The sequence below is a fragment of the Streptomyces bicolor genome (assembly GCF_000719285.1).
Lineage (GTDB): Bacteria > Actinomycetota > Actinomycetes > Streptomycetales > Streptomycetaceae > Streptomyces > Streptomyces bicolor.
Genome location: NZ_JOFS01000008.1, coordinates 253,405 through 278,390 on the forward strand (window position 1 = coordinate 253,405; position 24,986 = coordinate 278,390).

22 protein-coding genes and 1 pseudogene are annotated in these 24,986 nt (G+C 69.8%); 13 read left to right on the forward strand and 10 right to left on the reverse strand.

Annotated features, from left to right (window positions below; all coding sequences use genetic code 11):
* Positions 1-145 precede the first annotated feature (145 nt).
* On the forward strand, positions 146-991 hold the full coding sequence (locus tag IF78_RS0112555) for a phosphatase PAP2 family protein (RefSeq protein WP_031480913.1): 846 nt from the start codon (positions 146-148) through the stop codon (positions 989-991).
* Complete coding sequence (locus IF78_RS0112560) at positions 988-1,953, forward strand: DMT family protein (protein ID WP_031480911.1); 966 nt, start codon at positions 988-990, stop codon at positions 1,951-1,953. Before IF78_RS0112555 ends, IF78_RS0112560 begins: the two co-directional genes overlap by 4 nt.
* A 27-nt stretch (positions 1,954-1,980) precedes the next feature.
* On the opposite strand, the gene IF78_RS0112565 is transcribed toward IF78_RS0112560, so the two are convergent.
* Positions 1,981-4,032, reverse strand: a complete 2,052-nt coding sequence (locus IF78_RS0112565) for a phosphocholine-specific phospholipase C (RefSeq protein ID WP_031480909.1) — start codon at positions 4,030-4,032, stop codon at positions 1,981-1,983.
* 161 nt (positions 4,033-4,193) lie between these two features.
* On the opposite strand from IF78_RS0112565, the gene IF78_RS0112570 reads away from it, so the two are divergent.
* On the forward strand, positions 4,194-5,492 hold the full coding sequence (locus IF78_RS0112570; protein WP_037640286.1) for an MFS transporter: 1,299 nt from the start codon (positions 4,194-4,196) through the stop codon (positions 5,490-5,492).
* Between the two features lie 5 nt (positions 5,493-5,497).
* Here the strand turns inward: IF78_RS0112570 and IF78_RS0112575 are convergent, their stop codons facing one another.
* A complete protein-coding gene (locus IF78_RS0112575) occupies positions 5,498-6,232 on the reverse strand; it encodes a FadR/GntR family transcriptional regulator (RefSeq protein ID WP_031480905.1) in 735 nt (244 codons plus the stop codon).
* A 127-nt stretch (positions 6,233-6,359) separates the two neighbouring features.
* Between IF78_RS0112575 and IF78_RS0112580 the strand changes: the two genes are divergently transcribed.
* The gene (locus tag IF78_RS0112580; protein WP_031480903.1) at positions 6,360-8,597 is read left to right on the forward strand and encodes an alpha-L-fucosidase; all 2,238 of its coding nucleotides are present in this window, start codon (positions 6,360-6,362) and stop codon (positions 8,595-8,597) included.
* A gap of 89 nt (positions 8,598-8,686) precedes the next feature.
* On the opposite strand, the gene IF78_RS0112585 is transcribed toward IF78_RS0112580, so the two are convergent.
* Positions 8,687-9,253 (reverse strand): TetR/AcrR family transcriptional regulator, encoded by a 567-nt coding sequence (locus tag IF78_RS0112585; RefSeq protein WP_031480901.1) that lies wholly within the window; start codon positions 9,251-9,253, stop codon positions 8,687-8,689.
* Positions 9,254-10,569: 1,316 nt separating this feature from the next.
* Here IF78_RS0112585 and IF78_RS49640 point away from each other — a divergent pair.
* From IF78_RS49640 to IF78_RS46010, 9 genes and pseudogenes are all read left to right on the forward strand, one after another.
* A complete protein-coding gene (locus IF78_RS49640) occupies positions 10,570-11,373 on the forward strand; it encodes a hypothetical protein (RefSeq protein ID WP_234439803.1) in 804 nt (267 codons plus the stop codon).
* 57 nt (positions 11,374-11,430) lie between these two features.
* A complete protein-coding gene (locus tag IF78_RS49645) occupies positions 11,431-12,075 on the forward strand; it encodes a helix-turn-helix domain-containing protein (RefSeq protein WP_234439802.1) in 645 nt (214 codons plus the stop codon).
* Positions 12,072-12,392, forward strand: coding sequence for a helix-turn-helix domain-containing protein (locus tag IF78_RS49650; RefSeq protein ID WP_234439801.1), 321 nt, complete (start codon positions 12,072-12,074; stop codon positions 12,390-12,392). The genes IF78_RS49645 and IF78_RS49650 overlap by 4 nt, the downstream gene beginning before the upstream one ends.
* A 44-nt stretch (positions 12,393-12,436) precedes the next feature.
* Positions 12,437-12,643: a helix-turn-helix domain-containing protein gene (locus IF78_RS50850; protein WP_425314612.1), complete on the forward strand. Its 207-nt coding sequence runs from the start codon at positions 12,437-12,439 to the stop codon at positions 12,641-12,643.
* Between the two features lie 195 nt (positions 12,644-12,838).
* Positions 12,839-13,552 (forward strand): ParA family protein, encoded by a 714-nt coding sequence (locus tag IF78_RS0112605; protein ID WP_031480899.1) that lies wholly within the window; start codon positions 12,839-12,841, stop codon positions 13,550-13,552.
* 482 nt (positions 13,553-14,034) lie between these two features.
* Positions 14,035-14,382, forward strand: a complete 348-nt coding sequence (locus tag IF78_RS44970) for a hypothetical protein (protein ID WP_051827752.1) — start codon at positions 14,035-14,037, stop codon at positions 14,380-14,382.
* Between the two features lie 172 nt (positions 14,383-14,554).
* Complete coding sequence (locus IF78_RS0112615) at positions 14,555-14,827, forward strand: hypothetical protein (RefSeq protein ID WP_234439800.1); 273 nt, start codon at positions 14,555-14,557, stop codon at positions 14,825-14,827.
* Between the two features lie 264 nt (positions 14,828-15,091).
* Entirely contained in the window at positions 15,092-15,232 is a 141-nt protein-coding gene (locus IF78_RS50415; RefSeq protein ID WP_267882951.1) for a DEAD/DEAH box helicase family protein, read from the forward strand.
* Positions 15,192-15,380, forward strand: a pseudogene (locus IF78_RS46010) (hypothetical protein); the annotation flags it as partial. The gene IF78_RS50415 and the pseudogene IF78_RS46010, both read left to right, overlap by 41 nt.
* 348 nt (positions 15,381-15,728) lie before the next feature.
* Here the strand turns inward: IF78_RS46010 and IF78_RS0112625 are convergent.
* The 7 genes from IF78_RS0112625 to IF78_RS0112655 form a co-directional block, all read right to left on the reverse strand.
* Positions 15,729-17,267, reverse strand: a complete 1,539-nt coding sequence (locus tag IF78_RS0112625; RefSeq protein ID WP_031480893.1) for a sensor histidine kinase — start codon at positions 17,265-17,267, stop codon at positions 15,729-15,731.
* A complete protein-coding gene (locus IF78_RS0112630; protein WP_031480891.1) occupies positions 17,264-18,007 on the reverse strand; it encodes a response regulator transcription factor in 744 nt (247 codons plus the stop codon). Before IF78_RS0112630 ends, IF78_RS0112625 begins: the two co-directional genes overlap by 4 nt.
* 51 nt (positions 18,008-18,058) lie before the next feature.
* Entirely contained in the window at positions 18,059-20,317 is a 2,259-nt protein-coding gene (locus tag IF78_RS0112635; RefSeq protein ID WP_031480889.1) for a glycosyltransferase family 39 protein, read from the reverse strand.
* A 17-nt stretch (positions 20,318-20,334) separates the two neighbouring features.
* Positions 20,335-21,624, reverse strand: a complete 1,290-nt coding sequence (locus tag IF78_RS0112640) for a bifunctional glycosyltransferase family 2/GtrA family protein (RefSeq protein ID WP_031480887.1) — start codon at positions 21,622-21,624, stop codon at positions 20,335-20,337.
* 152 nt (positions 21,625-21,776) lie between these two features.
* Complete coding sequence (locus IF78_RS0112645) at positions 21,777-22,544, reverse strand: fumarylacetoacetate hydrolase family protein (RefSeq protein ID WP_051827754.1); 768 nt, start codon at positions 22,542-22,544, stop codon at positions 21,777-21,779.
* Positions 22,545-22,644: 100 nt separating this feature from the next.
* Positions 22,645-24,216 (reverse strand): sensor histidine kinase, encoded by a 1,572-nt coding sequence (locus IF78_RS0112650; protein WP_031480882.1) that lies wholly within the window; start codon positions 24,214-24,216, stop codon positions 22,645-22,647.
* On the reverse strand, positions 24,213-24,959 hold the full coding sequence (locus IF78_RS0112655; protein ID WP_031480881.1) for a response regulator transcription factor: 747 nt from the start codon (positions 24,957-24,959) through the stop codon (positions 24,213-24,215). Before IF78_RS0112655 ends, IF78_RS0112650 begins: the two co-directional genes overlap by 4 nt.
* Positions 24,960-24,986 lie beyond the last annotated feature (27 nt).

Consider the following 24,986-nt stretch of genomic DNA (forward strand, 5'->3'; position numbering starts at 1 on the left):
CTATCGATACGCCACTGTACCGGAACGCTGGCGTATCGGTACAGTGGCGTATCGGTACATTGACGTTTCGGTACGCCGCCGTATCGATGAGTTCGCCGGGTACCACTCAGCACCACCCACCGTTCGGCGAAAGGGCCGGGGGAACATGAATGGCCGCACCGAGGCTGCTCAGCCGGAGACCGACGCGATAGCGCGGCCCCCGCTCGTCCGGGAGCTCCTGCTCGTCGCAGGGCTCTTCCTCGTCTACAAGCTCGGCCGGCAACTGGCGACCGGCCACACCGGCGAGGCCTTCCGCAACGCCGAGCGTGTGTGGGACCTGGAGCGCGCCGTCCATCTGCCCGGCGAGGGCTCGGTGCAGAACCTGCTGCTCCACGGCGACACGCTCATACACATCGCCAACACCTACTACGCGACCGTCCACTTCCCGGCCACCGCGGCCTTCCTGGTCTGGCTCTACCTGCGGCGCCCCGCGCACTACGTCTCGGCCCGCCGCGTCCTCGCCGCCGTCACCGCAGCCGCCCTGGTGGTGCACCTGACCTTCCCGCTCGCCCCGCCGCGCATGCTGGCCGCCGCCGGACTGATCGACACCGGCCAGGTGTACGGCCCCTCCGTGTACGGCTCCCCCGAGACCGACCACCTATCGAACCAGTTCGCGGCGATGCCGTCGCTGCACTTCGGCTGGGCCCTGATGGTGGCGATCGGCCTGATCGTGGCGACCCGGTCGCGATGGCGGTGGCTGTGGCTGCTGCACCCGCTGCTGACGCTGCTGGTCATCGTCGGCACGGCCAACCACTACTGGCTCGACGCGATCGTGGCGACGGCCATGCTCGGTCTCGCCCTCGCGGTGATCCTCCCCGGAAGTTCGTCCGGGAGGACCGCCATCCGACTTCGCTCGCCGCGGCGTACCGCCCCGACCGCCGGACGTGGTACCGACGAGCTCGTGCCCGCGGCCCGGGACGAGGAGACCGCCCTGGTGGGAGCGGGCCGATGAACCCCACCGTCGTCGCCGTCGTCCTGTCCCTGTTCTCCGCCGTCGCCTACGCCGCCGCGGCCGTCGGCCAGGAGCGGCTGGCCTCCCGTGCGCAGGGTTCGGGTGTGCTCCGGCTGCTGGGCTCCGGCGCCTGGTGGGGGGCGGTCCTGCTCAACGGCTCCGGCGCGCTGCTGCACGTGGTGGCCCTGAAATACGGCCCGCTGACCGTGGTGCAGCCGCTCGGCGCGCTCACCCTGGTGGCCGCGGTGCCGTTGGGCGCGCGGGTCGCCGGGCGGCGGGTGAGCGCGGTCGAGTGGCGTGGTACGGCGCTGACGCTGCTCGGCCTGGCCGCCATCCTCGTCACGGCGTCCGGGCCCGCACCCGAGGACGTCCTGAGCACCTCCGAGGCGCTGGCGGTCGCGGCGGTGACGGTGGCGCTGATCGGCATGCTGTCGCGGCCCGGTGCCCGGCCCGGGCTGCGGCACGCGACCGCGTCCGGCTTCGCGTCCGGGGTCGCCTCGGCGCTCACCCAGACGGTGACGGTGGCCGCGACGGACGACTCCGCCCCACTGCTCAGCCTCCAGGTGGTCGGCGTGGCGCTGCTGGTCGCGGCCCTCGCGGCGAGCGGACTGCTGCTGTCGCAGACCGCCTACCAGGGCGGCCTCGGCGCGCCCCTGGCCATGGTGACGCTGGCGAACCCGCTGGCGGCCGCGGTGATCGGGCTCGTCCTGCTCGGTGAGCGGCTTCAGGGCGGCGCTGCGGGCATCCTCCTCGCGCTGGCCGGAGCTGGCCTGGCGTCCTGGGGTGTGGTGCTGCTCAGCCGGGCGACACCCGAGCCGGCCTCGCGGCACGAGCACCCCGACCCTGTACCGGACGACGAGCACCCCGTGGCCGCCGTACTGGCCCTGGAGCCCGAGTCGGCCGCGCCCGAACCGGCGTTGGTGCCCCGGCGGCCGGAGCCGGGGCACCTCACACCGCTGTGATCCGAGTGGTCCGTACGTAGCGGCCGGTTACTCGGTGATGATCGCCGGGTCGCTCACACCCGGCCGCCCGTTCTCGACCCGCCCGGCGAACCGCCGCAGGAACGCCGGGTCGGCGTCGGAGGTGACGGTCAGGTCGTACCAGCGCCGGCTCACCAGCAGGTCGATGCAGCGCCGCACCGTGGCGCCGGGCCGCACCGTCACCGTCGTGGCGCGACCGCCGTACCCGTTGGCGACCTTCAGCACGGCCGTGGCGGTGCCCTTGTTGGTGAACGTCAGCTCGATGTCGTCACCCTTGGGACGGGCGGTGACCTCGGGACCGGCCGCCGTGTTCGAGCCCTTGAAGTAGCGCACGAAGCCGGCCGGGCCGTGCACGGTCAGGTCGTACGAGCCGTTCGAGTACGCCGAGTTCCAGGTGTCGGCGATGCTCTTGCCGGCCTCGGTGGTGTACATCCACGGCCCGTCGGTGCGGTTGCCGGACGTGACATGGAAGGCGGCACCGGCCTTGGCGCCGGAGGCGAAGGTCAGCGTGAACCGGCCGGCGGCCGCGTCGACGGAACCGTCCACGTACGGGGCGTACTTGAGCGGCCGGGACGGGCGCAGACCGCGCTCTTGCTTGGGCATGTCCGGGTCGGCAGGCGGCGTCGGCTTGTAGTCGGGGTGACGCTCGCGGTCCTGCGGCTCGTACTCGTCCGTCTCCGGCAGTTCGGCGGGGCGGCTGTCCTTGCGGGAGAAGTCGAAGGCCGAGGTCAGGTCGCCGCAGACGGTCCGGCGCCAGGGCGAGATGTTCGTCTCCCTGACCCCGAAGCGGCGCTCCATGAACTGCAGGATCGAGGTGTGGTCGAGGGTCTCGGAGCAGACGTAACCACCCTTGCTCCACGGCGAGACGACCAGCATCGGAACCCGCGGCCCGAGACCGTACGGACCGGCGGGACGCTTGCTGTCGCCTTTGTAGAGGTCGAGCGAGACGTCGACCGTGGACTTGCCCTGGGAGGCGTCCTTCGGCGGGAGCGGCGGCACGACGTGGTCGAAGAAGCCGTCGTTCTCGTCGAAGGTGATGAACAGGGCCGTCTTCGACCAGACCTCCGGGTTGGCGGTGAGGGCGTCGAGGACCTGGGCGATGTACCAGGCGCCGTAGTTCGTCGGCCAGTTGGAGTGCTCCGTGAAGGCCTCGGGGGCGGCGATCCAGGAGATCTGCGGCAGCTTCCCGGCCTTCACATCGGCCTTCAGCTGGTCGAAGTAGCCGTCGCCGTTCTTGACGTCGGTGCCAGTGCGGGCCTTGTCGTACCAGGGGTCGCCAGGCTGGGCGTTCCGGTACTTGTTGAAGTACAGCAGCGAGTTGTCGCCGTAGTTGCCCCGGTAGGCGTCCTCGATCCAGCCCCAGGAGCCGGCCGCGTCCAGGCCGTCGCCGATGTCCTGGTAGATCTTCCAGGAGATGCCGGCCTGCTCCAGGCGCTCGGGGTAGGTCGTCCAGCCGTAGCCGAGCTCGTCGTTGCCGAGGACCGGGCCACCGCCGGTGCCGTCGTTGCCGGTGTATCCCGTCCACATGTAGTAGCGGTTCGGGTCGGTGGAGCCGATGAACGAGCAGTGGTAGGCGTCGCAGATGGTGAACGAGTCGGCGAGGGCGTAGTAGAAGGGGATGTCCTCACGGGTGAGGTACGCCATCGTCGTGGTGCCCTTGGCGGGTATCCACTTGTCGTACTTGCCGCCGTTGTAGGCCTGCTGGCCGTCGGTCCAGCCGTGCGGGAGGCCCTCGAGGAACTGCATGCCGAGGTCCTCGGCAGTCGGGTGGAACGGCAGGATGTCCTTGGTCCCGTCCGACTGGTGCCAGTTCGACTTGCCGTTGTCCAGCTTCACCGGACGCGGGTCACCGAAGCCGCGAACGCCGCGCAGCGCGCCGAAGTAGTGGTCGAAGGAACGGTTCTCCTGCATCAGGACGACGATGTGCTCGACATCCTCGATCGACCCGGTGCGGTGGTTCGCCGGGATGGCGGCGGCCCGCTGGATGCTGCTCGACAGAGCCGTGAACGCCGTGGTCGCGCCCGCGAGTTGAAGGAATCTGCGGCGATTGACTTCGGGCATGAGTGAGGGACCTCTTCCCATTGAGGGTGATTTGACCGCCAGCATGTGACGGAATGCGCGCGGAAGGAGTGTTCCAGGAGCACCAAACGTCAGGGAAGGGTTCGGTGGCGCTTGTGTGAAAGTCGGGGGTACGTGAGGTATGCCGGGGCCGGAGCGCGGGGATGGTCGCGATCATGACAGAGACGACGCGCACGGATTCCCCGCCGACCTCACGGCCCGTACGCCAGCTCCTCGCCGCCTCGGTCGGCAACGCCGTGGAGTGGTACGACTGGTACGCCTACACCTTCCTCGCCACCTACATCGCGGCCGAGGTCTTCCCCAGGAGCGCGGACAACTCGCTGGTGCCGCTGCTGTCGACGTTCGCGGTCTTCGCGGTGGGCTTCTTCATGCGGCCGGTGGGCGGGCTGCTCATGGGTGCCGTCGCGGACCGGCGCGGACGGCGCGCGGCGCTGACGGTCACCATTCTGCTGATGGGCGGCAGCAGTCTGCTGGTCGGACTGACGCCGACGTACGAGTCGGCCGGCGTCCTCGCCCCGGTGATCCTGGTCCTCGCGCGGCTGCTCCAAGGCCTGTCGGTGGGCGGCGAGTTCGCGGCTTCGACGACGTTCCTGGTGGAGTCGGCGGGGCCGGGACGGCGCGGGCTGTTCTCAAGCTTCCAGTACGTGTCGACGACCGCCGGACAGCTCGTCGCGTCCGGCCTCGCGACACTGCTGGTGGACACGTTGAGCGACGGGCAGATGAACGGCTGGGGCTGGCGGGTGCCGTTCGTCCTCGGCGCCGTCCTCAGCCTGGTCGGCTTCTGGATCCGGCAGGGCGCGGAAGAGACCCGGAGCGCGGAGCAGCAACAGGCCCCGCGCCCCGGCCTGTTGGAGGCGCTGCGCCGCCATCCTCGGCAGTCCCTGCTGATCTGCGGCATCACCGCGGGTGGCACGATCGCGTACTACACGTGGACGTCGTATCTGCCGACCTACGCCGAACTCAACGCGGGCATCGAGAAGTCCGACGCGCTCCTCGCGGGCACGATCTCGCTCGCCTTCTTCGGCCTGCTCCAGCCCCTCGGCGGCCTCCTCTCCGACCGCTTCGGCCGCCGCCCCCTCCTCCTCTTCTTCGGCCTGGGTTTCACCCTCCTCACCGTCCCTCTCCTGCACGCCCTGCACGACTCGTTCGCGGTGCTGCTGCTCGTGCAGTGCGCGGGCATGGTGCTGCTGACCGGGTTCACATCGATCAGCGCGGCCGTGAACGCCGAGGTGTTCCCGCCGCGGGTGCGGGCGGCGGGGATCGGGTTCCCGTACTCGCTGACGGTGGCGATGTTCGGGGGTACGGCGCCGTACGTCGGCACGCTGTTCAAGGAACTGGGGCACCCGGACCTGTTCCCCTGGTACGTCGCCGTACTCTGCCTCGGCTCGTCGCTGGTGTACCTGCGGCTGCCCGAGACGGCGCACCGGCCGCTGGAACGCTGAGCCCGTCAGCGCACCGGCGGGTGCGGGGCCGGCTCGTGTTCCGGTATGGCCGCGGTCCTGCTCAGGTGCTCCCGCAGCCACTGCTCCGTACTGCTGACGTGCACCAACGCGGCGGCCTGGCTGAGCGGGGCGTCCCGCCGCGCCAGCGCCGTGAAGATCGCCTCGTGCTCGGCGAGGGTGCGGCCCGCCGCCCGGGCGTCGACCAGACCGCGCCAGATACGGGCCCGCAGAGTACGGCCCGAGACCCCTTCCAGCAGGGTGACCAGGGATTCGTTGCCCGTGGCGGCGACGACGGCCCGGTGGAACGCCGCGTCGTACGCATTGAGTCGCTCGACGTCGTCACGGGCTTCCCGCATCGCGTCGAGGTGCCGCTTCACCTCGGCGAGGCCCTCGTCGGTGATCCGGGTGGCGGCCAGGGCGGTGGCCATGGGTTCGAGCAGCCGCCTGACCTCCATCAGGTCCAGCAGCGCGCCCGGGTCGCTCTGCAGCAGGTCCACCGCGCCGCCGATTCCCTCCAGCAGCAGGCTCGGCTGGAGGCTGGTCACATAGGTGCCGTCGCCGCGTCTGACCTCCAGCACCCGGGCGACGGCCAGCGCCTTGACGGCCTCGCGCGCGAGGTTGCGGGACAGCCCCAACTGGGCGGCGAGATCCGCTTCCGGAGGCAGCTTGGAGCCAGGGGGCAACGCCCCCGAGCGGATCAGCTCACGGAGTTGTTCGATGGCCCTGTCGGTCAGAGACATGTGATGTCTACCTCTGAGCAAATAGCACTATTCAGCAACAAACCGGTCAACTCCCCTACCTCGGCAGGCACATTCATCCCTGCACACCCGTTGACAGTCGTAGGCCCCATGCCTGACGTTCATGCGTATGTCGCAGTCGATCAGCAGGCGCAGGTTACTTGCCGGTGCCACGGCCGTCGCGGCGGCCGCGGTGACCACCGACGTGTTCGCGGCCGACGGTGCGTCGGCCGCTCCGAAGACCTACCAGCCCACCTGGGACTCCGTGAACCGACACCCCGCCGCCCCCGAGTGGTTCAAGGACGCCAAGTTCGGCATCTACTTCCACTGGGGCGTCTTCAGCGTCCCGGCATACGACAGCGAGTGGTACCCGCGCAACATGTATGTGCCGGACAGCAAGGCGAACAAGCATCACATCGCCACGTACGGCGACCCGTCCGTGTGGCCGTTCCACCACTTCATCGACGGTGCCGACGATCTGGCGGGACACCACAAGGAGTTCGCGCCGAAGCTCAAGTCCGAGGGCGGCGACTTCGATCCCGACGAATGGGCGCAGCTCTTCGTGGACGCCGGGGCACGGTTCGCCGGGCCGGTCGCCGAGCATCACGACGGCTACTCGATGTGGGACAGCCAGGTCAACGAGTGGAACTCCGTACGCAAGGGGCCGGGCCTCGACCTGCTGCGGCTGTTCACCGACGCCATCCGCGCCAAGCGGCTGAAGCTGCTGGTGGCGATGCACCACGCGTACAACTACACCGGCTACTTCGAGTACGCGCCGCCACAGTCGGACGAGAGCCTCAAGAAGCTCTACGGGCAACTGAGTCCGGACGACGAGAACCAGCTCTGGTACGACAAGCTCAAGGAGGTCGTCGACCGGGCCCGGCCGGACATCCTGTGGCAGGACTGGAGACTGGACCACGTCGACGAGGCTCAGCGGCTGAACTTCCTGGCGTACTACTACAACCAGGCCGACAAGTGGGGCAAGGAAGTCGTCGCCACCTACAAGGACGGGTTCAACAGCCACGGCCAGGTCTTCGACTACGAGCGGGGCGGACCGGCCGACCTCACCGCGCCCTACTGGCTGACCGACGACAGCATCTCCAGCTCCAGCTGGTGCTACACCGAGGGCATCGGCTACTACTCGCTCGCCCAGATGCTGCACTCGTTCATCGACCGGGTCAGCAAGAACGGCAACATGCTGCTCAACATCGCCCCCACGGCCGACGGCAGCATCCCGCAGGGCCAGCGCGACCTCCTGCTCGGCATCGGCGACTACCTGAAGCGATTCGGCGAGTCGATCTACGGCACCCGGGCCTGGACGGCGTACGGCGAGGGACCGACGAAGATGGGCGGCGGCTCCTTCACGCGGCCCACGGCCGGTACCGCGCAGGACATCCGCTTCACGCGGAACAAGGCGAACACGGTCCTGTACGCCACCGTGCTGGGGTGGCCCGGCAGTTCGCTGACCATCGAGACGCTCGCCGCCGACCGGATCGACCTGGACTCGCTGTCCTCGGCGCAGCTGCTCGACACGAGGGCCGGCACCTACATCGACCTCCCCACCCCGGCCCAGGACGCGACCGGCCTGACGGTGACCCTCCCCTCGGCGGCGCCGTTCGACGCCCCGGCGTACGTCCTGAAGCTCCGCTTCTCCGGCCGGATCCCCACGCTGCAGCCGCTGGTCGGCGCACTGGCGTTCAAGGACGCCGACTACGGCGGTGACAGCGCCGTACTCGCCCTCGGCAGCTACACCGCCGAGCAGTCGACCCTCGCCGGGCTGCCGCCACGCACCCTCTCCTCACTGAAGCTCGCTCCCGGGTACGAGGTCATCGGCTACTCCCGCGACGACTTCACCGGCACGGCGTGGACCTTCACCGCCGACGCCCCCGGCATCCGCGAGAGGATCACGTCCCTGAAGGTCGTGTTCAACCCCTCGGCGCACTTCCGGATCACCAACGTCACGAGCGGCCTGGCCCTGGACAGCGGCGGCGACGTCTCCTCCGGCTCCGACCTGAAGCAGTGGACCTGGGACGGCTCCCCCAACCTCCAGTGGCAGGCGGTCGACCTCGGCAACGGCCACTACAAGCTGGTCAACCGCGCGAACGGCATGGTCGCCGACGGTCGGGGCGCCACCAGCGCGGGCGCCACCGCCGGGCAGGCCGAGTGGAACGGCAGCACTGACCAGCAGTGGCTGATCACCCACCGAGGCGACGGCCGCTACTCCCTCGCCAACCGCACCACGGGCCTCGTCCTGGACGGCGGCGGCACGGTCTCCTCGGGCTCCGTCACCAAGCAGTGGACGTGGGGCACCAGCACCAATCTGCTGTGGACGTTCACCGAGGTCCAGGCGTCGCCGTCGGACGCTTGACCGCCCTCGACAGCCGGTGGCGCCGACCAGGGGCGGGCCGGTGAGGCCGAGGGGGGAGTGCAGGGCCGTTCCCGCGGTCCAGGACGAGTTCAGGCGCGCATCCCCTGCAGCATGATGCTCAGGTAGCGGCTGCCGGATTCGAGGCGGGCCTTCTGGTCGTCGGCGTGGATCTGGGCGGCGGTGGCGATTCCGCACATGAGCGGCCGCAGGTCCTCCCAGGTGACCACGGAGCGCACGATCCCCGCAGCGTGCACGCGCTCGAGCAGCCGGCCGACCAAGGAATCCATCTGATCGGCGAGTTCAGTGGTGCGGGGCAGAACGTGGTCCGGCGCGGAGCGCACGACGGTGATGGAGGGGTCGGTCAGCTGCACCTCCAGCGTGGCGTCGAGGAAGTCCACCAGGGCCTGCCAAGGGTCGTCCTGGGCCAGGGCCTGCTCGGCGTGGGCGACCAGCGCTTCCAGGCCGGGCGTGGCCACGGTCTCCATCAGAGCTTCCGGGTTCGGGAAGTGCCGGTAGACGGTGGCCACCCCCACCTTGGCGAGGCGGGCAACGTCGTTGAGCTGCAACGGGACGCCGTCGTCCACGAGCCGCCGGCCCACGTCGACGATGCGCTGCCGGTTACGGGCAGCGTCCCTGCGCATCGGTGCTGTGGTCATACCCACAGCATAACCGGATAGGTCATCCATCTATACTACGGTCAAGCGGATACATTATCCGGGCTGACCAAGTCACTGCCGGACGCCCCGCTCTGACCAAGCAGGCAGCAGCCGACCCGGGTGATACCACCACGGGCGGCGGCCGCAGCCGCACATGCCCGTCGCACAGAACCGACAAGGGCAGGCGTCCGTGCCTCACTTCGTTTCTCCCGGCCTGAAGGCCCCACGTAATGACCCACACGACTACAGAACGGCCCAGCGGCGGATCCGCCAGAGCCGTCGTCCGCGTGAGTGGACGGACGAGCCGGACCGATGCCGCAGGGCAGGAGTCCGGTCTCGAGGAGCGAGGGCTGTCCTATGTCCTGGCCCTGCACGGGAAGGAAGTCGCCCACCCGGAGGATGTCGAGCCGCACCAGCCTGCCGCACCCCACCGCGAGCCGTCTGCGTCCTCGCAGCAGAGGCGGGTGCGGAGCGGTTCAGTCCACCCTCGTCGACAGCGACGGCAACACCGTGACCGAGACCCTGCCGGGCGCGTACCGGACCGTCAGGTGAACTGACCCCACACGCTCCGCCCCCGCGGCGGACCGGGGAACGGCTGGGGCCGACCTGTAGCGACACCCCTGACGAGACGGTCATTCACCGCAAAATCATCGACGCGGCGACGACACCAGCCGTCAGCTGAGAACAGGAGACACGACTGCCCCTCCAGCAGGCTCGCGCTCTGAGTGCACATATCGCTCAACCCTGTGACCAGGCGCTTTACATCGATCCTTCCGCAGGACGGAAGCGGTATTGCGCCCCCGCGAAGCCCTTCCCGACGATGACGCCACCACAGAGAGACGGGAGCCAGCCCCCATGCCTCACACGACCGCCTTCGCCAGGAACCAGTGGTCAGGAACCAGTGGTACAGCTAGCGCACCTTTCTGACCTGCGCTTGCGTGGGGGCGATGAGGCTGTGACCTGCTAGGACGGGTTGCGGAGGCGATCGGAGGCAGTCAGAGGAAAACACTCTGATTCGACCCCGGTTCGACCCGGGTCGCTCAGAGGCAGTCAGAGGCAGCGACCTCTGCAACTGACCTCTGGGGGACCTGAGTCGGCCGGTGTGGATCACCAGTGGGCCTCTCTGGCGGTGCTCTGGTTCGACCTCGGTCGAGCTGCGATGGGGACGCCTGCCTCCACTCGGGGCCAGGCATACGAGGGCCTCCAGGACGGCCATTCTGGAGACCTTTCTGGCGCCGATGGAGGTCGGTTCCGGACACCACCCGTGGTTTTAGCGGGCCTGGGTGGCGTCCACGTCTTTGCGAGACGACCCCACCGTGCCAAACAGCACCCATCACGCCCTCTCTCAACGACACTCCACCCAATTCCACGGCCTTCTGGAATACGCCCGACTGCCGTCGGCCGCGACCGATCTCATTCTGCTCGGCGACCTCACCGGCCGCTACGCCACCGGCAGTTACAGCCGACTCACCTCCGAAGGCCGGACCGTTGCCCTGCGTACAGACCGCCAGGGGGCGGCCGACCACGGGCACCGGATCACCGCGGCCATCGCCTGCCATGTGGCCCGCGCCGGCGGCACCGTCGACCAGCTCACGCAGCTCCTGCTGCACCCCGAGCACGAAGGCGGACGGCACACCCGCAACATCGCCCTCCGATCCGGTCAGACACGCGCCCTGGACTACATCCGCCGGGTCTGGGCCAGCGCCTCCCAAACGGTCAGCACCACCAGGGCGGTGGATTCCCGGCACGACGCGTACGAGGTTCTCGCTGCCCTGCGGGACCGGATCGAGACCACCCCGTGGCGCGGGGAGCGGAGACGGACCGCGCTGCGGGTGCTGCGTGCGCACCTGACCTTCGCCAAGATCGCGGGCGGCCCCCTGCACCACGCCAGCGAGCGGCAGACCGCCGAGGAAGCCGGGATCTCCCGCACGACGCTGCGGGCCGTCTACGAGACCGTCCTCAAGCCGCAGGGCTGGCTGCGCCGGCTGCGGGTGGGCCACGGCCGGGAGGGCTCGACCTGGTACCTCGACTACGGCAACGCTCCCAGTCACGGTGCCCCTGCTCCATTGTCTCGTTTTCGGACCACTCAGTTCCCCCCCGACCCGGCACTTGAGGAGTAGACCACCCCTGAGACGGCCACGACGGCCGACATCGACTCCACCGTCCTCGGCCAACTGATGGGCCACGACGCCTTCGCCCACCACGGCCTCGGCAGCGCCGCCCTCATGCTCATCAGCGCCCTGCACCAACGCCCCCACCAGACGGTCGCCGAACTCGTCGGCACCTCCTCGGTCTCCCGCGCCACCGCCTACCGCACCCTGCGACGCCTCGCCGACCACGGCCTCGTCCACCACACCGGGGAGACCTGGGCCCTCGCCCCGCGTGCCCTGGAGGGCTTCGGTAACAACCTCCCGGACGCGGACACCGGCCGCGCCGCAGCACCGGCACAAGGCTGGGACAAGGTCGCCGAGCAACACGGCACTGCGGGTGTCGCGGCCCGGCGGAAGGCCCTGCACGCGAATGAGCGCGCGACCTACCGGGCGGCGCTGGACCGGCTTGCGGAGCACCGCAGCAAGGCCGTGGTGATCGTCCGCGACGGCCTCCAAATCCTGGTCCCCGCGCTGCGCCCCGACGAGATCCCGCCGACCTGGCACGCCCCGGACGGGCGCGTCCTCGACTCCGTAACAGGTCGTCCGGCTTCCGACTGGCGGGTCGCCACCGACGGCCGCCTGATCCTCATCACCCCTGCCGACCAGCGCAGTTACGACGAGCTGGCCGCTGCCCATGCCGAAGCCATCAGCGAATGGGAGTCCGCCGCATGAACCCACATCCCCCGGTCACCTCCGACGCAAGCGAGGCGGTGACGCCCCAGTCCCTGCGCAAGCAGTACGAGTCCGGGGCTACCGTCGACGAACTCGTCGCCGCCAGCGGCCTGTCGTATGGCACGGTCATCAACCGCCTGCACGAGGCCGGGACGGTGATGCGTACGTCGTGGCAGACCCGCAGGTTGCGCCAGGATCCCCAAGCGCGCCGACGTCTCGCAGCCCGTCTGCGCACCCTGTACGAGCAGCACGGCGCGACCCTCACAGACTCGCCGCGGCTGCGGGAGGAACGAGGCGTGCTGCCCGACGCCTGCTGATCGAGGCCGGCGGCACCGTGCGCACCCCGCAGCAGACGCTGCGGATGCGCGCAGCAGCCCGGGCCGCCAAGCGGCACAAGCTCGCGCTGTCTCTGCGGGCTCGCTACGAGGCCGGCGCCACGGTTCCGGACCTCGCCCAGGAGTGCAACTACTCCGTTGCCACGGTCTACCGGCTCCTGCACCAAGCAGGCACCCCAATGCGGCCCCAGCACCGACATGGCCCGACGCTCCACGAAGGGAAACGGCCGTGAGCGCATCAGGTAGAGCTCTCGTTCGCTCCGCTGGTCGTGCCCATCGGATGCGAGACCTGCCTGAAGACCCTCCCGGCCACGCCCCAGCGGCACGCGCACCCCCTTCGTCGGCACGTAACCACCACCGAAAGTTCGGCCCTCTCGCCGACTCACACAAGTCAACGCGCCTTTCCAGTTTCAGGAGATCAAGCACACGTGAGTGAGAACACCCGTATCAAGACCCTGGCGGCGGCCACGGCCAGCGCCTGGGATGCCTTCGTGATCGTGGTCGGCATGCTCAAGGGCGGCACCGGCAAGACCACCTCGGCCTGGTTCATCGCCCTTTACTACGCCGTCGTCCTGGAGCTGCCGACGCTGCTGCTGGACGCCGACGCCACCAGCCAGTCCGCCTACGACTGGTTCAAGGTTGCCCAGGCCGAGGGCTTCGAGATCCCGGCCAACCTGGTGGTCGAGCGGTACCCGTTCGACGACATCGCCGAGTACATCCGTGAGAAGCGGTCCGAGTTCGGCGCGATCGTGGTCGACGCCGGCGGCGGCAGCTCCCGCATCTTCCACGAGGCTGTTACCGAGGCGAACCGGCTGATCGTGCCGGTCGCCCCCACCAAGATCGAGCGCCGCAAGCTCGTGGCCACCTTCGACGAGGCCGAGCGCGCCGCCGCCCGCAACGAGCGCGACGTCACGGCCCATGTGGTGCTGGTCAAGGCCGACGACCGCACCAGCCTGCCCCGCACGGCGAAGGACAAGCTGCTGGAGCCTGCCGAGGGCGAGGGCATCGGCCCGGAGCGTGACGAGCCGTTCCCGCTCGCCGAGACCGTCATCCACTCGTGGGTGCACTACATGGAGGCCTTCGGCGAGGTCCCGACCGAGCTGAGCGAGTACGCCGAACTGATGAAGGAGCTCACGGCATGAGCGAGCGTATGAAGCCCCCGGCCCGTCGCACAGGCCGCACCTTGGGCGGGGCCAAGAAGGCGACCCCGCCGCCTCCTCCCCCGGCCGCCGAGCTCACCCCCGAGCAGTACGCTGCCGAACAGGCCACCGCCCAGGACGAAGGCCGTCCCACTGCGGGCGAGGCGCAGGTTCAGCCCGCACCTTCCGCCGTTCCCGCCGAGGCATCGGCACAGGGCCGGACCGGGGCGGTGCCCGAAGTGGCACAGAGCTCCGCCCAGCCGACCGTCGAGGTGACGCCGAGGGCCGCCGTGCCGGAGCCAGCCGCTAGTCAGCCGGCTCGCCCCGCTGACGTAGCCTCCGAGGCGGCGACGGAATCCGCTGGGGAGGCAATGGCGGGGAAGGTGCCACCTCCGGCCCCAGCCCCCGAGCCCGCAGCACGTACGGTCCAGCCCCCACAGTCGGCCGAGCATGATTCGCAGAACGGGCCGACTCAGGGAGCTGAGATGGCCGTACGCTCTGCGATTCTGCCGCCTGCCACCAGTACGGCGTTCCCGGTAAGCAGCGGAGCGCCCGGTCCGCAGTACGACCAGCACGCCGGTTCACTTGCGGCGCCCACTAGCGGGACGTCATGGGAACACGGGCCTGGGCGTCCCAAGGACATCCCCGAGGCGGCGGTCGTCCTCAATCAGCGCATCATCGCGCGAGAGAGCCTCGATGCCTCGGTCCCCGCTGCGTTGAAGCTGAAGAAGCGGATTAAGCGGTTCGCGCTGGACAACGAACTCGATCACCTGCCCATGGGCGACATCGTCTCGGTCGCGCTGGACGAATGGCTTACCACCCGCGGCTTCTGACCGACCGTACGGCACAGGGGCGGCTGCGGCCCGGCAAGCCCGCTCAATGCGCGGCCGCCCCTTCCGCCGACTATTCCAATAGCCCACTAGGCGGCTAACTAGCCGCCTAGCCGCACCGAGCGGAGCAACGTTCGTGCCCGACCTCTCCCACCACGCCCGTCGGCTACGCGAGATGGCCGACGCACTCGATGCGCAGTCCGAGCCCGCCGACGATCCACTCACTCCCCATCCCGACACTCTTGCGGTGATCGGCAACCGCCACATCAAACGCGGACAGCTCAACTACGCCGTCCCCGATGTCTTGCAACTCCAGCGGCGCATCCGCCGCTACAACGCCGACCAGGACATTCCCCACGGCGACATCGTCGCCCTGGCTCTCGACACCTGGCTTCGCGCCAAGGGCTACCCGCCCGATCTCAATCCGCCCCGGGCCGAAGCACCATAAGCGAACAGCCGAGCCAAATGCCGCTCGACTCCTCGCTGCACAGGCCTTCGTGTCACACCTGCTCCCCGACGAGCTGTCACTCCTTGGCCACGCGAGTAACAAATCGACTCGTACTTTCTGGAGCCCCCTTCTCATCATCGGCTCTTGTCAGAATGGTGCCCTTTCACTGGACGTCGAGCCGACGGCGCCTGCCGCCGTGGGGTTTTGCACGGACCGGCACCGGGGATCGTGGTGATGCCTACGGGGACGGGTAAAACGGAGACGATGCTCGCGCTGCTCGTGGCCGCCCGGCCTGAGCGTCTGCTGGTGCTGGTGCCGACCGCCGCGCTGCGTGACCAGATCGCGGCGAAATTCGAGTCGCTCGATGCGGCCGGTGGTGGGCAAACTCCTGCACGGTTTCCGTGACGCTGCCGAGGCGGCGGCATTCGCTGCTGCCTGCAATGTGGTGGTCGCGACGCCGCACGCCCTGCAGGCCTGCGAGCCAGAGGCTCGCGAGGTACTGCTGGCTGCATTCAGCCACCTCATGGTCGACGAGGCCCATCATGCACCGGCGCCCAGCTGGTCACGCGTTGTCGAGGCGTTCTCCGACCGGCATGTCCTGCTGTTCACCGCCCCTCAGCCCGGTCGATTCCGCAGGTCACGTACAACGCGCTCTCCTGCTGATCTTCCTGCTGCCGCGCTACCCGCGCGTCGATCAGGCCGCGACCAAGGACGAGAGCTCTGCACCAGCCCCGGCGGCAGGAGCCCAGCCGACGGCGGACCCGCCCGGAGCCGCCCACCGCCGGCGCCTGACAGGCCTCGGTGCAGCCATGACGCGGCGTGGCCGACGGTCTGTCGGAACGTCGGACGCCCGCACCGGCGCGAGCACCGCGCATCACCTCTGGCACCCGAAGGCACCGACTCATCGACGGCCCTGCCCGAAGTCGGCTGCGGGGAGGAGCAGGCGGAAAGTGCAGCCCTCGCCCGGGACGGTATCGAGTTCGAGACGGCCGCCATGGCCCTGGGCGATGGCCGCGGCGATGGCGAGGCCGAGGCCGCTCCCGCCGTGGCTGCGGGAACGGGCGGGGTCGGCCCGGTAGAAGCGCTCGAAGACGTGCTCGGCGTCGATGGGGGCGAGGCCCGGTCCTTCGTCCGCCACCTCGATCACGCTGACCGGGAGGCGCTCCGGGAGCGGCGGCGAGGCGGAGGTGCGTCCCGGCCGGTCGGTGCCGCCGGTTCCGGGTCCGGTCTCTGTCGTACCCACCCGTACGTGGACACAGGTGCCCGGCGGCGTGTGTATGCGGGCGTTGGACAGCAGGTTCTCCAGGATCTGGCCCAGTCGGCGCGGGTCTCCGACGGTCTCGGCCACGTCGAGTTCCTCGGTGCCGCCCGGATCTGCCGGAGTGAGCAGCGGACCGAGGTCGACGGGGTGGGAGTGGCTGTGGACGGCGGCCGCGCTCACCGCGTCCGCCGCGAGCGAGAGCAGGTCGACCCGTTCTCTGCGGTAGGAGGGTTCGCGGTCCAGGGTGGCGAGCAGTTGGAGGTCGTCGACGAGCAGGCTCATGCGCTCCGCGTTCTGCGCGATGAACCGGTTGGCCTCCCGTAGCTCACGCTCCGGGCGCTGCTCCGGACGCAGCGCGAGCTGGGCGTACCCCTGAATGGTCGTGAGCGGAGTGCGCAGTTCGTGCCCGGCGTCCGCGACGAACCGGCGCAGCCGTGCCTCGGAGGCCTCTCGGGCCCGCAGGGCGGTCTGCAGCCGGTCGAGCATGGAGTTCAACACCCGGCCGAGCCGTCCGATCTCGGTGCGCGGGTCGGTGTCCGGCAGTCGCAGGTCGAGTCGGCCCGCGGTGATGTCCTGGGCGGTTCGTTCCGTCCTGGTCAGTGGCAGCAGTCCCAGCCTCACCACCCACCGGCCCAGGGCGAGCAGGCCGGCGATCGTGACGGCGAGCAGCACGGCGTTCAGCCACAGCAGCTTCGAGGTGGCGCCGTCGACGGTGTCGAGCGGCAGGGCGACCACCGCGCTCATGCCGTCCGGGCCGGGATTGAGCAACACCCGCCAGCGGCCGTCACCGCTGATGGCGGACACGGTTTCCGGGTGCCCGTCCCTCAGGTCGAGGTCCTGCGCCTGATCGGCCAGCCGAGGCCCCAGCTTTGCCTCCGTGCCGAGGGAGTTTTTCAGGCGATGCCCGGAGGAGTCGTAGAAGTAGACGTGGAAATCCGACGGCAGTGCGTCCAGGCGCTCGGCCGGCGCGGGGAAAGTGCCACGGACGGCGTCGTAGAAGGCCGGGGTCGGGGGGTGGAACTCCACCAGTTGCTGGTCGACGCGTTCGAGCAGCCAGGAGCGGAGCACCACGTAGCCGATGGCCTGGGAGGTCAGTACCGCCGCCGTGGCGAGGACGGTGACGCCGAGGATCAGTCGTTGTCGCAGTGAGCCGGGTGGCCTGGGCAGGCGGGGGATCACTGCTCCGGCGTCCCCTCGTGGTCGCGGGGCAGCCGCAGGCAGTAGCCGACGCCGCGCACGGTCTGGATGAGCGGCGGCTCGAAGGAGTCGATCTTCCTGCGCAGGTAGCGGACGTACGTCTCGATGATCCTGGCATCACCGGCGAAGTCGTAGCTCCAGACGTGGTCGAGGATCTGGACCTTGCTCACCACCTGGCCGGCGTTGGACAGGAGGTAGGCCAGGAGCTTGAACTCGGTCGGGGACAGGGCGATGTACTGTCCCGCGCGGTGCACCTCGTGAGCGCCCTCGTCGAGTTCGAGGTCGGCGTAGCGCAGGACGCTCGGTGGTGGGAGTGCCGCGTCCACCGGTGCCGTGCGGCGCAGGATGGCCTCGATGCGCAGCAGCACCTCCTCGATGCTGAACGGTTTGGAGACGTAGTCGTCGCCGCCCACGCTCAGGCCCTGGATACGGTCGTCGGTGCCGGTGCGGGCGGTCAGGAACAGGATCGGACATTCGTCCCCCGCCGCCCGCAGCCTGCGGGTCACCTCGAAGCCGTCCAGGTCGGGCAGCATCACGTCGAGCAGCACCAGGTGCGGTCGCAGGCGTTCGACCTCGACGAGGGCGGACTGTCCGGTGTCGGTGCTGCTCACCTCGTATCCGGTCAGGCGGAGCGTCGCCTCCAGCAGGGTGCGGATGCTGGGCTCGTCCTCGACCACGAGAAGCCGATGTCGCGGACGAGTTGTTGCGGACTGCTCGGTCATGACGTGATGCTGGTCCGTTCTCCCGGGTGGTCCCCGTTGCTCCGGCGTCGCCTACGTGGCGGCGCAGTCGTAGAGCACGTCGGCTCCTGCTCCGAAGCCCATCGCACTACCGCTGCTGTTCTCCGACGAAGTGCCGCCGTACGCCGATGCCGCAACCTTGGTGCAGTTGTCGGCGATCCAGTCGGAACGCTGCTTGCTGTAGTTGCCCGACCCGGTCATGCCCGGCCTTCCGCCGCTGTTCGTGTCGGAGCCCAGGACATAGCGTAGTTCCCCGCTCTTCGTCCACTCCTCCAACTGGTCCACCGACGGCGAGTTGTCCATGCTCGTGAAACCGCCCATGCCGATGACGGTCTCGTCCGAGCCCAGGATGAAGGAGCTGGTGGCCATGGCAGGGCCTTCGACGGCGAGCTTGATGCGGGCGTCAGGTGCGTGCTCCACGGCGTAGTCGAGGATCTTGCGCTGCTCGCTGGTGAGTTCCGCGCCGCCGCCGAAGCCGCCGCGTCCGCTCGGGGCGTTCCCGGAACCGCCGCCGGGAAATGACGGCATGTCGCTGTCTCCCGAGGTCGAGCCTCCGGACATGCCGGGCATGCCGTTCGCTCCGCCTGTGGGCATACCGGACGGCATACCTGACGGCATTCCCGAAGGAACATCGCCGGAGGAGGGCTGACCGGACTGTCCCGAAGGCGCGTCACCACCCGGGAAGCCCGACGGCATCCCCGACGGCATCCCCGACGGAAGGTCGCCGTCGTTCCCACTCTGCCGGGGCATGCGGCCGCCCCCGCCGAAGCCGAGCGTCGTCGGACCGGCCGTCGGGTTGGAGCCGCCCATCGGGGATGTCGAGCCCGGTACGCTGACCGCCCACGCTCCCGGGGCCACCAGGACCGACGCGACGGCGGCACCCACGGCGACCGTCAGCAGCCTGCCACGCCGCCGCGCGAGGAGCAGCAGGACGACCGCGGCGCAGCCGAGCAGCAGGACCGGCCACACCAGCCAGCCGTTCCAGTCGGAGTCACGGCGGACCAGTGCCACGGCCCAGACCGCGCTGACCACGACCGCGGCCACGCCCACCAGGGGCGCCCAGCGCACGCCGGCACGGTGGACACGGACCAGGGCTGCGGTCAGTCCGCCGCACAGGGCGGCGATCGCCGGAGCGAGCTGAGTGGTGTAGTAGGGGTGGAAGATGCCCTTCTGTGTCGAGTACACGGCCGCGCAGACCACCAGCCAGGTCCCCCACAGCAGCCAGCCGGAGGCCGGCAGCACGGCGTCGGCGGACAGCATGCCGCGTCGGCGCATCACCACGCCGACCAGGGCGACGGCCAGGGCCAGTGCGCTGACCGGCAGCAGCCAGCTGATCTGGCCGCCCACCTGCGCGTTGAACAACCGGCCCAGGCCGGACGCGCCACCGAACCCGCCGCCGAACCCGCTCAAGGTCTGGGACATCCCGTCGCTCGAGCCGAAGACCCGGCCCAGCCCGTTGTAGCCGACCACGAGATCCCAGGCCGAACCGTCCTTGCTGCCGCCGATGTAGGGGCGGTCGCCCGGCCACAGGGCGACCATGGCGACCCACCACAAGGAGGACGCCGCCAGGATGGCCCCCGCGCCCAACAGGCGCCGCACTCGCGGTATCCAGGGGCCGCTTCCTCCCACGAGCCAGGCGAGGGTGAACGCGGGAATGACCATCCAGGCGGCGAGCATTTTGGTGAGGAATCCGCACCCGATCAGGAAGCCGCTCGCGCACAGCCACCAGGTCGCTGCCCTGCCCTCGGCCTGCAACGCGCGGGTGAGCGCGTACGCCGCGGACACCAGCAGCAGGACGAGCAGCGTGTCGGGGTTGTTGTCCCGGTTGATGGCCACGGTGATGGGCGTGAGAGTGAGCACCAGTGCGGCGACCAGCGCCGCCCCCTCCCCCGCCCAGCGCCGCACGGTGCGGTGCAGGACGAGGACCGCGGCCACGCCCTCGATCACCTGCGGCAGGACCAGCGCCCAGCCGTGCAGCCCGAAGATCTTGCTGCTGATCACCTGCGGCCACAGCGCGGCCGGCGGCTTGTCGACCGTGATCACCCCGGCCGGGTCGTACGAGCCGAAGAGGAAGTTGGTCCAGCTCTTCCCCATCGACTTCACGGCCGCGGAGTAGTAGCTGTTGGCCCATTCCAGGGAACCCAGTGACCAGCCGTACAGGACGGCCGCGAGCACGAGGATCGCTCCGAGTGCGGCCGGTGCCGCCCAGGCGGGCAGCGAGCGGACGGACGCAGGCGAATCGTCGGGTGCCGAGGCGGCCGGTACGGGCTTGAGGTGCGTGGGATTGCTCATGTCGGAAGTCGCTCTCGTCAACGGGTACGGCGGGGGGCGCTGGTGAAGACGGCCAGCCGCAGCACGGCGAAGCGCATGCAGGTGACCGCGACGGATGCCGTGGCGAGGATCGCGGTCTCCGCGGCTGTCGAGGCCCCGGGGTCGATCGACTTGAACCACAGCACCGCGCCGGAGGTGACCAGGTACCCCAGGACGAACAGGCCCCCGGCGCCCAGGTGCGCCCGCGCGGGCGGAGCAGTGGAGTACCGGAAGGTGAGGCGTCGGTTCGCCTCCGTGTTGAGGACGGTGAGGACGAACAGCGAGACCAGGTTGGCGACGGCCGGGCTCCACCAACCGCGCAGCAGCCAGTACAGCAGCGCCTGCCCGACCGTGGAGACGACGCCGATCGCCAGGAAGCAGCCGACCTCCCAGGACAACGCGCCACGTCGGGTAGCGGGTGCGAGGACCGCGTCGGGGTGCTCGGCGGCCGGCGCGGGGCGAGACGGCACCTCGACCCGGGCGCCTCCGGATGCCTTGAACCGCGCCATCCGCCACAGCCCTCGCAGGTCGTCCGTGGCGGTGCCCACGATGTCCACCCGGGTGTCGACGTCCTCGACCCAGTCAACGGGGACCTCGTGGACCCGCAGTCCGTTGTGCTCGGCGAGCAGCAGCAGCTCGGTGTCGAAGAACCACGCGTCGTCGCGGGTCACCTGCAGCAACGGCCGCAGCACCTCGGTGCGGGCCGCCTTGAATCCGCACTGGGCGTCAGTGAACCGGACGCCGTGCGTGAGCCGGATGATGCCGTTGTAGCAGCGGGAGATGAACTCGCGGCGCGGGCCGCGCACCGTGCGCGACCCAGGGGCCAGCCGGGAACCGATGGCGAGGTCCGAGTGACCGCTGGCCAGCGGCGCGACCAGCGGCAGCAGCCCGTCGAGGCCGGTGGACAGGTCCACGTCCATGTACACGACGATGTCCGCGTCGCTCGCGCCCCAGACGGTGCGCAGGGCGAGCCCGCGGCCCTTGCGGTCGAGGTGGACGACGCCGACGCCCGGCAGTTCGTCGGCGAGGCGACGGGCGGTGGCGAGGGTCTCGTCGGTGCTGGCATTGTCGGCGACAGTGATCCGCCACGGAAACGGGAAGTCCGCCGCCAGTCGGGCGTGGAGTGTGCGAAGGCAGCCGGGCAGGGCGCGTTCCTCGTTGTAGACCGGCACGACGATGTCTACCGTCGCGGTACCGGCCTGTGGATGAAGGGACCGCTCGACCTGCTGGAACGGGGCCAAGCGCTCCGGGCGGGCGGTGGTCTCGGTGAGGTGGGGGGTGGGAGTCATGGCTTCCTCAGGCGTGAGGGGACGGCAGACTGCGGCTCTGAGGCCCTGGTCCGGGCCGCGGCCTCACTGTTGCCGCCCTGCCTGTGGAGGCGGGGAAAGAATGCTGGGAACTGACGGGGAGTCAGATCTATGGCCGAAAGTGCTCCCACGGTTCACTGCGGACACGACCGCACCACGGAGTTCCTGAGTTCCCCGACACCCTTGATCTCGGTGACCATGTCCACACCGGGGTACAGAAGGACCTCGGGTTCGCGAACGGTGCCGCATCCGGCCGGTCTGCCCATCGTGATCAGGTCTCCGGGCAGCAGCGTGATCACGGTGCTGACATGGGCGATGACGGTGGCGACGTCGAAGATCAGCTGCGAGGTGTTCGCCTTCTGGCGGACCCGCCCGTCGATGACACAGCTCATCGTCAGACCGCGGCCGCCCATCGGCATGTCGTCGGTGGTGACCATGGCGGGGCCCACCAGGGTGACGTTCGTGGACAGTCCCGCCGCGGGGGCGCTTCCCGAGTCGCTCCGCGCGTCGAGGCCGTTGACGACGGTGTAGCCCGCGATATGGCGCAGCGCCGTCCGGGCCGTGACCCCACGGGTCCGGCACCCGATCACCAGGCCCAACTCCACGCCCCAGTCCACGTTCCGTCCCTCGGCCGGCAGGCAGATGGCGTCGCGGGCACCGGCAACGCCTTGGCCGCCTTGCCGCACGGAGAACACCGGAACGGTGGGGAAGGCGGTGCCTGTCTCTCGTACCCGTGCGGCGTAGTTGGGTCCCACACGAACGATCTTGCTCGGCCGGGTGATGAGGGGCGCGTAGGAGATGTCGTCCAGCCGGTGGCGTTCACCGGTTTCCTCAGCGGCTCGTTCCCGCCAGTCCTCGCCGGAGGCGATCAGCGCCCCGACGTCCGGGTAGGGCAGCACCACGCAGTGCTTCTTCTGCAGACGTGCGGCTGCTGTACGGCCTTGTCCCAGTCGTACGGTGCTGAGCTTCTCCGGTGGCACTCCTTTGGGTAGCGATGCGGCCCTATACGCAGGTGTGGGGAGCCGGGGCAGCCGTCGCTGCAACGGCGGGCTGATACGGCAGGAGCAGACGGAATGTGCAGCCTTCACCTGGCCTGGCCTCGAGTTCCAGACGTCCGCCGTTGGCCTCCGCGGCGCCGGCGGCGATCGCAAGCCCCAGGCCGGACCCCGCTGCCGCGGCCCGCTCGGCGGCATCGGCACGGTAGAACCGCTCGAACACCCGCCGCGCGTGCGACTCGGTCAGGCCGGCCCCGTCATCGGCGACCTCGACGACACAGACCCGAGTGCCGGGTATGAGCGGAGCGTTGGCGCTGGTACGGCCCGGTCCCGTCGTGCCCGGCCCGTGTGGGCGGACTCGGAGGGTGCCGACGCGCACCTGGATGTGTGTCCCGGTCGGAGTGTGGACGCACGCGTTGGTGAGCAGATTCGACAGGATCTGCGCCAGCTGATGCGGGTCGCCGACGGCGTCGACGACGTCCAGCTCGTCCACGCGGGCGTCGTCCTCGGGGTCGGCGAGAGTGCCGAGGCCGATGCTGCGCCCGGGGTGTCGCACGGCGACGGCAGCGATACCGTCGGCCACGAGAGAGAGGAGGTCGACCCGTTGCCACCGCGTCGCGGGGACCTCACCGAGCCTGGCCAGTTGGGACAGGCTCTCGATGAGACGGCTCATCCGGTCGGCGTTCCGCACGATCAGCTGCTGCGCCTCCTGGCGTCGTTCCAGGCTCATCTCCGGCTCTTGCACCAGGAGTTCGGCGAAGCCCTGCAGAGACGTGAGGGGAGTTCGCAGTTCATGGCCGGCATCCGCCAGGAAGTGGCGCAGCCGTTGCTCCGACGCCTCGGTGCGACGCAGCGCGGTGCGCAGCCGGTCGAGCATCGTGTTCAGGGCACGGCTGAGGTGGCCGACCTCGGTGACCGCGTGCCGGTCCGGAACGCTCAGTTCCAACTCACCTTCGGCGATGCGCCTGGCAGTGCGCTCGACTCCGACCAGCGGCCGCAGTCCCAGCCGCACGGCGAGGGTGCCGAAGAGGACGACCCCCGCTGCGACGGCCACCCCGATAGCGAGGCTGAACCACAGCATCCGGGAGGTCGCCTCGTCCACCTCCTTCAGAGGCAGCGCCACCACGACCCGGGTGCCGTCGGTGCCGGACCGGGCGATCACCCGCCAGGTGCTGCCGCCGTCGGTCGCGGCGACCGTGGCGGGGCGGCCGTTCTTGAGGCCGAGTTCCGCCTCCGACTTCGGGAGTCGCGGCCCGGCACTGCCCCCGTCGCCGCTCAGCGACATGGCATTCCGGTGGCCGCCTTTGTCGTAGAAGTACACCCGGTAGTCCGAAGGGAGGCTGCCCGTCCTGCCGGGCACCCCTGACGCCGTCCGGCCGTCGGCCACGTCCTTGTACAGCTGTGGCACCGGCTGGAAACGGGTCAGTCGCCGGTCGACCTGGTCCGTCAGCCAGGAGTGGAGCAGGGCGAGTCCTGCCGCCTGACAGAGCAGAACCGCCGAGGTGGCCAGCAGCGTGACGCCGAGCACCAGGCGGGCTCGCAGCGAGCGCGGTTTCAGCCGGCGCAGCCACCGCCTCACAGCGCCGCCGCCCCCGGTCCGGGGCGCGCGGCCCGCAGGCAGTAGCCGACACCGCGGACCGTCTGGATGAGCTGGGGCTCGAACCGGTCTATCTTGCGCCGCAGATTGCGTACGTAGGTGTCGACGATGCGGGCGTCACCGGCGAAGTCGTAGTGCCAGACCTCGGACAGGATCTCCTTCTTGCCCACCACGCGTTCCGGCTGCGCAAGCAGGCAGACCAGAAGCCGGAACTCGGTGGGCGACAGCTGAATGGGCAGACCGGCCCGGCGCACCTCGTGGGTCTGCTGGTCCAGCACCAGATCCGCGTACCGCAGCGGCGGCCTCCTGGTCCCTCCGCCCGGTGGCATGTCACTGCGCCGCAGGATGGCACGGATGCGCAGCAGCACCTCCTGCACGTGGAACGGCTTGGTGACGTAGTCGTCGCCACCGGAGCTGAGGCCGATGATGCGGTCCTCGACGTCCGTACGCGCCGTCAGGAACAGCACCGGCGCATAGACGCCCTCAGCCCGCAGATGACGGGTCACCGCGAAGCCGTCGATGTCCGGAAGGCCAACGTCCAGCACGATCAGGTCGGGTTGGCCGCGACCGGCCTCGAACATGGCGGTCTGGCCTGTGTCGGCGGTGCTCACGGAGTAGCCGGCGGCGTGCAGGGCGGAAGTGAGCAAGGTGCGGATGCTGGGGTCGTCCTCGACGACAAGCACATTGTGTGGGGGTGGCGCGGGCGCCGACGGCGCGACGGGCATGGATCTTCCTTTGCTCGTGAGGAGTTC